The 10,731-nt window shown below is 69.0% G+C and carries 6 protein-coding genes and 4 pseudogenes; 4 read left to right on the top strand and 6 right to left on the bottom strand.

Annotated features, from left to right (window positions below):
• Window positions 1-323 precede the first annotated feature (323 nt).
• The 3 genes and pseudogenes from ACGFYN_RS44435 to ACGFYN_RS44425 form a co-directional block, all read right to left on the bottom strand.
• On the bottom strand, window positions 324-767 hold the full coding sequence (locus ACGFYN_RS44435; protein WP_393871696.1) for a type II toxin-antitoxin system VapC family toxin: 444 nt from the start codon (window positions 765-767) through the stop codon (window positions 324-326).
• Window positions 667-2,020: pseudogene (locus ACGFYN_RS44430) on the bottom strand (RNA-guided endonuclease InsQ/TnpB family protein). Before ACGFYN_RS44430 ends, ACGFYN_RS44435 begins: the two are co-directional and overlap by 101 nt.
• 590 nt (window positions 2,021-2,610) lie before the next feature.
• Complete coding sequence (locus ACGFYN_RS44425; RefSeq protein ID WP_393871695.1) at window positions 2,611-2,841, bottom strand: antitoxin; 231 nt, start codon at window positions 2,839-2,841, stop codon at window positions 2,611-2,613.
• A gap of 1,458 nt (window positions 2,842-4,299) precedes the next feature.
• Here ACGFYN_RS44425 and ACGFYN_RS44420 point away from each other — a divergent pair.
• Both ACGFYN_RS44420 and ACGFYN_RS44415 read left to right on the top strand, forming a co-directional pair.
• A complete protein-coding gene (locus ACGFYN_RS44420) occupies window positions 4,300-4,806 on the top strand; it encodes a hypothetical protein (protein ID WP_393871694.1) in 507 nt (168 codons plus the stop codon).
• A gap of 14 nt (window positions 4,807-4,820) precedes the next feature.
• Window positions 4,821-5,366: a hypothetical protein gene (locus ACGFYN_RS44415; RefSeq protein ID WP_393871693.1), complete on the top strand. Its 546-nt coding sequence runs from the start codon at window positions 4,821-4,823 to the stop codon at window positions 5,364-5,366.
• Window positions 5,367-5,593: 227 nt separating this feature from the next.
• Here ACGFYN_RS44415 and ACGFYN_RS44410 read toward each other — a convergent pair whose 3' ends face one another.
• Both ACGFYN_RS44410 and ACGFYN_RS44405 read right to left on the bottom strand, forming a co-directional pair.
• Complete coding sequence (locus ACGFYN_RS44410; protein ID WP_393871692.1) at window positions 5,594-5,980, bottom strand: hypothetical protein; 387 nt, start codon at window positions 5,978-5,980, stop codon at window positions 5,594-5,596.
• Window positions 5,977-6,240 (bottom strand): hypothetical protein, encoded by a 264-nt coding sequence (locus ACGFYN_RS44405; protein ID WP_393871691.1) that lies wholly within the window; start codon window positions 6,238-6,240, stop codon window positions 5,977-5,979. Before ACGFYN_RS44405 ends, ACGFYN_RS44410 begins: the two co-directional genes overlap by 4 nt.
• A gap of 359 nt (window positions 6,241-6,599) precedes the next feature.
• Between ACGFYN_RS44405 and ACGFYN_RS44400 the strand changes: the two are divergent.
• Window positions 6,600-6,695, top strand: a pseudogene (locus ACGFYN_RS44400) (phosphate transport system regulatory protein PhoU); the annotation flags it as partial.
• Window positions 6,696-6,831: 136 nt separating this feature from the next.
• On the opposite strand, the pseudogene ACGFYN_RS44395 reads toward ACGFYN_RS44400, so the two are convergent.
• Window positions 6,832-8,024: pseudogene (locus ACGFYN_RS44395) on the bottom strand (RNA-guided endonuclease InsQ/TnpB family protein).
• A 278-nt stretch (window positions 8,025-8,302) separates the two neighbouring features.
• On the opposite strand from ACGFYN_RS44395, the pseudogene ACGFYN_RS44390 reads away from it, so the two are divergent.
• Window positions 8,303-10,731 (top strand): annotated as a pseudogene (locus ACGFYN_RS44390) (helicase-associated domain-containing protein).

Here is a 10,731-nt window from a genome sequence, read left to right as displayed (position 1 = left end):
AGCGAGTATTTCCTGGGAGCAGCCATGGTCGATGTTCCTCTCATGAGAACCACCTGACCCCCTGTCAACTGCTTCCGCATCTCGGGGGAAGCTCAAAGACCTGTCGGGTCGCTGACCCGCAGGCGGCGTGAGCCAGGAATCCCCCTGCTTCAGCTGGGGGAGGATTCAATCCAACCGCGGCACAAAGGTGCGCATGCTGGTGGATCGTGACCGGCTGGTGGGGGATGTTGGGGGCGGGGGCTGGGCAAGGCCTGCGGGGCCGGGCTCATCCCGATGACGGCCGTGGTCCAGTTGCTCACCCCCCTGGCCCGGGGCTGGTGGGGTCAGTTCGAGCCGAAGACCTCGACGGCGCACGTAGCTGCGCCGCTGCGTTTGATCCGTGCGTCGCAGGTGACCAGCGGGATGCCGAGGGATTCGGCGAGCGCGACGTACGGGGCGTCGTAGGCGCTCAGGTCGGCGTGCAGGACGCGAACCCGTTCCCACAGGGCGAGGGTGTCCAAAGGCAGTGCCGTGAAGTCGGCGATGGCCTTGGTCCCCTGCTGCTCGCTGAGCTTGCCGCCGCGCTGCATCCCCAGCAGCGCCGATTGGATTTCGTAGTCGATCAGTGTGGGTGCGTAGACCTTGACGCCTCCACCCCGTGAACGACTCCGTTGGGAAAGGGAGAAACTACCGGCCGGGAAGATCGCCTCGGGGCGTGAAACTGCAGGTCGATTGATCCACTTCCGGTCGGCAGTCGAGCTTCGCTGCCCGCCTTGCCCTTTTGCCAACGGAGTCGTGAACGGGGTGGATTCCTGGCTCACGTTGCCTGCGGCCCGGCGGGCGCGCAGGTCTTGCACGATCAGCACCAGCCGGGGTGCAGACCAGCCCGGACCAGCATCACGCGCGCGGACTTCTTGTCCCGAGGGGACTCCGCTCCGCATGCGATGCAGGCATACGTTCGTTCGGACAGAGGGAGTGCGTGCTTGGTTCTCGCGCCGCACTGCGCACAGTCCATCGTGGTGTGCGCGGGGTGGACCAGGTGGACGATGCGCCCGTGCTTGCGGGCCATCTCCACCAGGGCCTGCTTCGTGGCACCAATCGCCGCATCGGCCGCCTTACGGGCCATCGTCGACTTCGCCAGGAACTTGGGCCGGAAGTCCTCCACCGCCAGGGCGTCATGGTCGCGGACCACGCGCTTGGCCCATTTGCGGGCGGTGTCCTGCCGCTGCCTGGCCACCTTCTGATGCAGCTTGGCGGTCTGCCGCTTCGCCTCCCGATAACCGTTCGAGGCAGCCTGGCCCTTCGCGGGGCGGCGCCGGGCCATCATCCGCTGATAGCGGGCCAGCTTCTGCCCGGCCGTCTTCCCGTGCTGCGGGTGGGCAAGGTCGTGGTCGTCGGACGTGGTGGTGGCGGTCTGTTTGACGCCCCAGTCGATCCCGATCACCCGGCCGGTCGCGGGCAGCTGCTCGCTCTCGACGGCGACGACGAAGGACGCCCACCAGTGACCGACCGCATCCCGGTACACGCGCACCGACGAGGGAGCCTTGGGAAGCGCGCGCGACCACACCGGACGCACCACGATCCCGCCCGCCAGATGCAGCCGCCCATCCTTGAGACGGAACCCGCGCCGGGTGTAGTTCAGGCTGGGCAGCGCCTCACGCTTCCTCTTGTACCTCGGCATCCCGGCCCGCCGGCGCACCGGCACACGCGCCGTGATGTCCTTGAGCGCCTTGGCCCGGGACTTGGCGAAGTCGCGGATCACCTGCTGCTGCGGCACCGACGCACCCTCAGCCAGCCACGGTGTCACGGCACGGGCCTCGGTCAGCATCCTGTCCAGCTGCGCCGCACCACACGTCACCTTCGCACCGGTCGCCTGATTGAGCCGGTGGACGGCCTTCGCCTTGGCGACCGACTCATTCCAGACCCAGCGGCAGCGGTCCCCCTCGGCCTCCAGCGCCGTACGGGCCGAGGACGACAGGCGCAGCCGGAAGGTGTAGCGGGCATGCCCGCCCTCCTCCACCGTCTGCGCTGGTGTCGTCATGAACCCGAACCTACCGGGCAGGACTGACAGTTGAACCCTATTGATCTTGATGGGCCTGCCTACCCCGTCCCGGGGCGGACGGCCCATCGCCCCAGCGGCGACGGGCCTGCCCCTGCCCTGCTGCGCAGGTGTCCGATTCCTCTCCGGCCTGAACGCCGGAGCATCCTCAGAGGAAATCGGTGACGGTTTCGCTGATGCGCTTGCGGACGGCGCTGCCGGTGGCGCCGTGATGGGTCAGGAAGATCACCTGAGACCTCCGAGGATGCCCCGGCCTTCGGGCCGGGGATGAATCGGACTCCTGCGGAGCAAGGCAGGGAACGGGGTTTCGCCCTCAGGGCGAAAGACCGCCCACACGGTCGGGTAAGCTGACTGCCGTGCGTTGCGAGAACCAAGCGCGTACGCCGTGCTGATCGAGAGCCAAGACGGCACATGCACCTCCAAGCTTTGCGGTACGAACCCGGGCTGGTTTCAACCCGGCTGGTGTTGATCGTGGAAGACCTGTCGGGTCGCTGACCCGCAGGCGGCGTGAGCCAGGAATCCCCCTGCTTCAGCTGGGGGAGGATTCAACAGTGCTGACGTGTCGATGACGATCAACGGCCTCCTCGCCCCTCATCGATCGCCGTCAGGACATCGTCGGTGGTGTATTCCGCGGCAGCTTCGCGCTCCAGCCGAGCGGCCATATCCGCCATGGTCGGCTTGGTGGTCTCCCTGGCGATCAGTTCCTGCATGTACGCCTGAAGGGACTTCCCGGCCTGGGCGGCACGGGTCTTAAGGACGCGGATCTGGCCATCGGGCACGTCCCGCACGGTGAGGACACTCATATCTGCATTCTGCAGAAGAATGGTTCGATTGCGGCTGCCTGTTTTCGCACGCCATCGACGTCTTCCCGGGTGCCGCAGTCGGTTCCGCTACGCGCGGGAGGCGTCGGGAAGTTCACATTGCGCCCGGCCCGGCGGAACTGGACCTGGCGTCCTGCCTTGAACGAGGACTCGGCGTGGGCAACTCCACCGGTCTCGGCGGCGATGCACGGAGCAGTCACATGATCGGCCGGACAGCTCCTCGTAGACGCAGCGGCGATGACGCAAGCCCCGCGCCCGTGGTGGGGGGCGTGGTTGTCCCGGCCATGCCCCCACCTCGGCGGTCCTGCGCGCCTGTTGCCCGATCGTGATCCATGGTCGGGGTTGGTGGTCAGCGGCGTGGTCGGGGCCGGCCGGTGAGCTGACGGCATGGAACGCACGTACGCCCCCGCCCCCGCGCTCGTGGCTCCTGGCATTGCGGTGAACACGGGCGGCCGTCTCGTGGGCCGTTCCGCATCAGGAGCGGCGCGATGAGCCGCTTGGGGCCGGGGATCCGCCGGGGCGTGATGGCGGGCGATCAGTTCACGCAGATCGCCAACGCCCTGTTCCGGGATCCGCAGTTGTCCTTCAAAGCGAAGGGGATCTTCGGTTACATCAGCACCCACCGGGACGGCTGGCCGGTGACGATCGCCCACCTGGTCCGTCTCGGGCCCGGCGGCCGGGAAGCGGCGCGTGCCGGTCTCAAGGAGCTGGAGACATGCGGCTACCTGGTTCGTGAACGGCTGCGCCGCCCGGACGGCACCCTCGGCGCCATCGTCTACAGCATCACTGACCGCCTGGCCGTGGACGACCCGCTGCCCCACACCGCGCCGGTCGGCGCAGCCGCGCAGGCGCAGGACACCGGATGGGGGGCGGGGATCCGGCGCGGGGTGATGGCTGCCGACCGGTTCACGCAGATCGCCAACGCCCTGTTCCGCCACCCGCAGTTGTCCTTCAAGGCCAAGGGCCTGTTCGGGCTCCTCAGCACGCACCGCGAGGGCTGGCGGATGTCGGTTCCTGACGTCGGCCGCCGTGGCCGGGACGGCGCGGCCGCCGTCAAGAGCGGACTGAGGGAGCTGGAGCGACACGGCTTCCTCATCCGGGAACGCGAGCGGAATCCGGACGGCACACTCGCCGCGGCCGCGTATGTCATCACCGACCTGCCCGCGCTGCAAAACCCCAGGTCCGGGCCAGAGTCGGGTTTTCCACCGGTGGATAACCCTACGTTGGCTGATCGGCCCACTAAGAACACCAACAGAAAGAAGACCAACCAGCAGAACACCAGCCCCCTCCGTCCGTGCGGCCGCGGCCCGCTCGAGCCGGCCGCAGAAGCCAACGGGCCACAGCTTGCGCCGCCTTCGGCGCACGAGCTGCATCGGGGGATCCGGCTGCTGCTGCAGATCGGGGCCGGCCATCCCGAACTGGTGCTGACCGGCAAGCCGCTTGGCGGCCGCCCTCCAGGCCGTCCTGCAGGGTGTTCCGCTCGGCATCGCGCTGCCCGCGGCCCTCTTGGTCCCGCTGTTGATGGAACACGCTACCGACCGGCTCGACGCACGCGCCCGCGCGAACCTCCAGCTCGTCACAGCCGAAGCCGCCTGCCACGTCCTGCAGCGCCTGGCCGTCGTGCACACCGGCCTCGTCCAGGCGGCCGCCCGCCACGACCGCCACGCACTACGGCGCGCCGTCAAGATCGGACATCACGTGCTGTTCGACAGCGCCGAGCTCCTGCAGGACGACGCCCACCCCGGCGCCCTGTCCGGCGAACTCATCGCCCGTAACCGGCTGATGCTGCACCTGGCCGACCGGGCCGCCCGGACCATCACGCCCACGAAGTCCAGCACCCCGCCCCGCTGGCCGCATCGGACCGGCAGGCGGCAGGCCGTGGGCGCCCCCGCGCCCGGACTAAGGAAGTCGTCCCAGCCCGCGATCGAGCCCAGCCCCGCGACCTAGTTGAGGAGAGGTACATGCCCACGGACGGCCCGCAGCAGCAACCGGTGTACCTGCTGTTCGCACACGAGCCCTACTACCCGGCCCCGGCCCCGGCCCGGGAGATCAACACCACGGTCGTGGCGGCAGCCTGCCTACTCCACCCGCGCGTGCGGCAGCCCGACGGAGCCCGCATCTATGACCGCCTCATCCACGGCCGCCGGCCCGGCGAGATCGTGCCACTGTCCACGCTCACCCACGAACTCGACGGCGGCGCACGCTGGCACCAGGTCGGCGACTGGGAGACGGTCACCCAAGACCTGCTGCAGCTCATCCACGACCGCGACTGCGACGCCCTCAGCCTGGGCCTGCCGGAGATCGCCCGCGCCCTGGTGTGCGCCGGCCCGCGCAGCGAGGTCCGTGCCGTCGACGCTACGACCGGGGCACATGAGGCGTACGGGCCGGCCGATCGCATCAAGGTCCTCGTCGAAGTCGGCACACACCTGGCCTGGGCGGAAGCAGGATCCCCCCTGTGGCCCGGCGACGCTCTGTTGCGGCCACTCAACTCACCGGATGGCAGCTGACGCTGCATTGCCATGACCTACTTGGAAGCGGAACCGCCACCGGCTTCGACGTTGCCCGGGGGTGGCCGGGAATCCAGTCAGGCGGCCGGCATACCGGCGGTGCGTCTCCTGCAGGAAGGCCACGGCGGTCCGCGTCACGATCAGCGGGCGGGCTGCTTCCCCGCCGGCGCTGTGCCGACGCGGTTGCCGCCTGGCGTCACCCCATTGCCGGCTGACCGCAGGGGACGTCAGCGGTTGAGGTCGAAAACAGGGACCCCGTGGCCTTGATATGCCTTGGGGACCACCGTGGCGGCCAGGGCGTCCGCGCCCCACTCGGGCAGATGCCGGGTGGCATGAATGGCGGCACCGATGCCTGGAGCAACGCCGTCGCGGTGCAGTTGAGCCACGGCGAGCACCGCCGGGTAGTCCAGGTCCACGGTGTGAATGACCTCCAACTGCCCGATGTGTTCAGCGAGCCCCAGGTGCTCCCGGTCAGCCTCCAAGATCGAGAGGGCCGGCGCCCACAGGCGGGTCTCGGTCTCGAAATGAGCTCGGTGGATGAGGGCGGAAACCTGACGGTTCCCCGCGAGCGCCACCAGCGTCGGCGCATCGAGGACCAGATGGTGCAAGATCACGCGGCTGCACCCTGCTGCCGGGTGAATGCTTCGCGGAGCCTGCGGCCCATGGCTGCGCTTTCCTCGTCGGACACCTCGACGCCGAAGTGCTCACTCAGGTAGGCGCGGGTCCGCTCGGCCCGCTCACGGCGCTCCTCCTCGGTCAGGGTCGACTCCGCGAACTCCTGCACCAGGGAGCGGATCGACGTCCCCCGGGATTCGGCGATCACGGCAAGACGGTCACGGACTTCAGCAGGCACACGGATCATCGCGTCAGACACGTCGTGCAGTATACGCCCATGTATACGCACCGTGTGCGAGGTGACGGACGGGACACGGACAGTGGTGCGCCATGCGCGCGTGCCGGGTGCGCAGGTTGTCGCCCGAGGTTTGCGCACCGCAGTAACGAGCCCTGGTGGGGCCCATCGTTGGTCCTGGAGCGTCCGTGGTCGGGGAGGGGCAAGGTGCCGTGGTTGGGCCCTGGGGGGGCGCTCGGTAGGGCATGCCAGGCGTGCGAGGGCGTCCTTCACGCAGGGGAGTGGGTGGCGGAGCGTGGTGCGTCGCGGCGAGGGCGGCTGTTGCGTCTGCCGCGCGGTACGGCAGGTGCGGGGGCGCTGCTCAGATCACCGCTTGCGGCGGACGGGCCGCTGACCACGCGGTATCCGTCGCCAAACGCGTCGTCTACCTGGTCACCGGCGAACACGCAGACGAGCTGGACCCGGACACCCTCGCATGACCACAACGTCGGCCCGCTGAGTACGGCATCCGCAGATCATGGAACTGAGCCATCCTTGACTTCGGCCCACCCGTGACATTCCCCGTCTGTCGAGGTGCACCCTCTTGACGCTCTCCTCCCTGAAGGGAGGAGATTCTTACGGCTCGCGCCGTGAGACTTCCTGTTTCATCGCCGACTGCCCGCCCGGAGAACTCCGTTGAGACCGGCTCCGCAGGCTGTAACCGCCCGTCCGGCGGCCAGAAGGTTCTTCGCCGCGTTGACGTCCCGGTCGTGGGCCGTCCCGCAGTCACACGTCCAGGTACGGACGTTCAGCGGCATCTTCTGCGCGAGGGTGCCGCAGGTGGAACACAGCCTGGAGGAGGGGAAGAAGCGGTCGACCGCGACCACTTCCCGCCCGTACCACTGGGCTTTGTACGCCAGCAAGCTCCGGAACTCATGCCAGGCCGCATCCGAGATGGCGTGGGCAAGACTCCGGTTTTTGACCATGTTGCGCACGGTCAGGTCCTCGATCACGAGCGTTTGGTTTTCACGCACGAGCCGGGTGGTGAGCTGGTGCAGGTGGTCACGGCGCCGGTCGCGGATCCGGGCGTGGATCCTGGCGACCTTGCGGCGTGCCGTGGCCCGGTTGTTCGAGCCCTTGGCCTTCTTCGCCATTCGGCGCTGGGCCACGGCGAGCCGGGCCCGGTCGCGGCGTTCGTGTCTGGGGTTGGCGATCTTCTCCCCGGTGGAGAGGGTCAGCAGGTGGTCAAGGCCGACGTCGATCCCAACCGCCGTGTCCGTGGCCGGCAGCGGCTGGACGCCGGGATCTTCCACAAGAAGCGAGACGAACCAGCGTCCCGCCGCGTCCTGCGAGACAGTCACCGTGGACAGCTTCGCCTGCTCGGGCAGAGGCCGGGACCACCTGATGGCCAAAGGCTCCTTCATCTTTGCGAGGGTCACTCGGCCGTCGCGGAAGCGGAAACCGCTGGTGGTGTACTCGGCGGACTTCTGCGACTTCTTCCGCGACTTGAAGCGCGGGTACCTGGCCCGCTTGCCGAAGAAGTTGGTGAACGCCACCTGCAGATGCCGAAGGCACTGCTGGAGCGGGACCGAGGAGACCTCGTTCAGGTAGGCGAGTTCGTCGGTCTTCTTCCAGGCCGTCAGCATCGCCGATGTCTGGTTGTAGTTGACCCGCTCCTGCCGCGTCCACGCCTGCGTGCGAGCCGCGAGGGCGAGGTTGTAGACCTTGCGCACATAGCCGAAGGTGCGCGACAGCTCTGCCGCCTGCGCATCCGTCGGATAGAAGCGGTACTTGAACGCCCGCTTCACCTGATGCACGGTCACGCTCACAAACTAGCGCGAGGTAAAGATCAAACCTGCGGGTCAGAGCACGGTCTTCAGCCCTGACGGCGAAACCCCGCTCCTCTCCCTGCTCCGCAGGAGTCCGTTTCCTCTCCGGCGTAAACGACTCCGTTGGCAAAAGGGCAAGGCGGGCAGCGAAGCTCGACTGCCGACCGGAAGTGGATCAATCGACCTGCAGTTTCACGCCCCGAGGCGATCTTCCCGGCCGGTAGTTTCTCCCTTTCCCAACGGAGTCGTAAACGCCGGAGTATCCACGGAGGACCCAGATGAAGTCCCGATCGACGCTTGCGACTTGGCTGAGCGAACTCGACCGTTCCCGCCTGGCACGCATACTCGCCCTGCGGAAGGACGCAGCGTCCTGTCCGGAACCACGCTCGGTGGGGGAACTGGCGGACCGTCTCCAACGTCCGGGGTCCGTGGCACTCGTCCTGCCGCACCTGACGCTGCCGTGCTTGCAGGCCGCCGAGGCGCTGGCGGCCCTGGGGGCACGAGCGACCCGGGACAGCCTCGCGGAGTTGCTCGGCTTGACATCCCCTGCGGCCGTACACGCGCTGGAGGCGACCTTGGAGGCGCTGTCGGATCGGGCGCTCGTGTGGCACGACGGCAACGGGGCACTTTGCATGCCTACGCCCTTGCGGCAGGCGTGGAGCACGCCCCTGGGACTGGACGCCCCGCTGGAAGAGCTGCTGGTCGGCACCACCTCGGAGGAACTGCGCGGCATGCTGGCGGTCCTGGGTATCAAGCCGCCCGGCACCAAGCAGCAGCGACTCGCGGCTCTGGTGGAGCATCACAGTGACGCGGAGCGGGTTAGCGCGTTGGTGGCGGGGCACCGGCGGCCACCGGGAAGTTGCTTGAGCAGAGCGCCAGGTCCACACCTCGTCAGTCGCTGTTTGTCGTGTTCGGGGCTCCTGACCACGACCTCCCACCAGGCGCCCGGTGGGCACTGGACCGCGGGCTTTTGCTCCAGGACCGTCACCGGTACGGGCCCGTCCGGATGCCCATCGAGGTGGCCTTGGCTCTGCGGGGCCCCGATTGGCACGCTCCGTTCGAACCTGTGCCGCCCGCCCCCCAGTTGGTCCCCATCACCTCCTGGGAGGTGGAGCGGGAGGCCGCGGTGGCCGCCACCTCGTTCGCGGCCCATGCATCTTCCGTCCTTTCGGCATGCGCGACCGCTCCACCGACCCGGCTGAAGTCGGGCGGGATCGGCGCGCGTGAACTGGCCCGGCTCGGCAAGGCCGCCCAAGCGGACGGCGCCGTCGTACGCATCGCCCTGGAGACCGCGTACGCCGCCGGACTGCTGGCCCGCGACGGCGATCGCGTAGCTCCCACCGAGGCGTATGACACCTGGGCCGAACAGGAGCCCGCAGAACAACTCGCCGTACTGCTGCGGGCATGGCGGGACCTGCCGCTCACCCCCACCCGGACGCGCGACGAGGACAACAAGGCACTGCCCGCACTCGCTGGTGCGCCTGACTGCGACGGTTGTCTGCAGGCACGCCACGGGCTGCTCACCGCAGCAGCGGGGCTCCCGGCCAAACAGGGGGTGAAGGTCGCTTCGGAGCTGGGGCCGCTCGTGGCCTGGCACCGTCCACTCGCCGACGACGCCTCGCCCCCGGACACGGCACCGTTTCACACCGTGATCCGCGAAGGCGAATTGCTGGGCGTGCTGGCACGGGGTGCGCTGTCCCCGCTCGGTGCCCACCTGGCGGCCCGCGCCGACGCAGAGCTCGGCAACACGGCCCGGCGACTGCTGCCCCCCGCGACTACGACGGCCCGGATCGGCGCCGACCTCACTGCCGTTGTCACCGGCACCCCGTCCGCGCGACTCGCGGCGCTGCTGGATTCGATGGCCGACCGGGAGACCAGTGGCACGGCGTCGGTATGGCGCTTCAGTACCCGCAGTATCCGCCGGGCCCTGGACGCCGGCCGCACCCTGGATGACATCACAGCCGACCTGGCAGCCGGCTGCGCCACGGCCCTGCCGCAGCCGCTGACCTATCTCATCGCCGACACCGCACGAGGTCACGGACGGGTGCGCATTGCCCCCGCGGCCTGTGTCATCCACGGCGACGAACCCGCGCTCTTGGCCGAACTCGCCGCCCACCGCGCACTGTCCAAGCTCGCCCTGCGGCAGCTCGCTCCGACGGTCCTGGTCAGCGGCAGCCCACCCGCGACGACTCTCGCCGCGCTGCGTGCCGCGGGCTACGCCCCGGTCGCCGAGACCTTTAAGGGAACGGTACGCGTCGAAAAGCGCCTGCCGCACAGGGCCGCCGCTGCCGTTGGGCCCCCGCGAAGGAACATCGGGCTGCGCGGCCCCCGGACCACCGCGACCCGCGCCTCGGACATGCCCGGCGACGACGGGCTGGACGTCCTGGCCGACCGGCTGCTCAAGGCCCCGCCGACGGCACCGGAACCCGACCCGTTCGGCAGCGGGGTGCCGTTCGCGACGGACACCGAGGAGATCGTCGCCGGATACGCAAAGCACCTGTCGTACAGCGACGTCCGCCAGGTCGCCCACGCCATCGACACCGGTGCGGCCATCACGGTGGAGTACATCGCCACCTCGGGCAACCGGACCGTACGCACCCTCAGCGACCTGGAACTCGACCCGCCCTACCTCGACGCCTGGTGCCACCTACGCGAAGCGGCACGCGTCTTCACGCTCTCCCGCATCCATGGCGTGATGCCCGCGTAG

This window comes from Streptomyces sp. NPDC048419, assembly GCF_043200415.1.
GTDB lineage: Bacteria > Actinomycetota > Actinomycetes > Streptomycetales > Streptomycetaceae > Streptomyces.
Note: the sequence above shows the minus strand (reverse complement) of the source record. Positions and strands in the feature narration are given on the sequence as shown.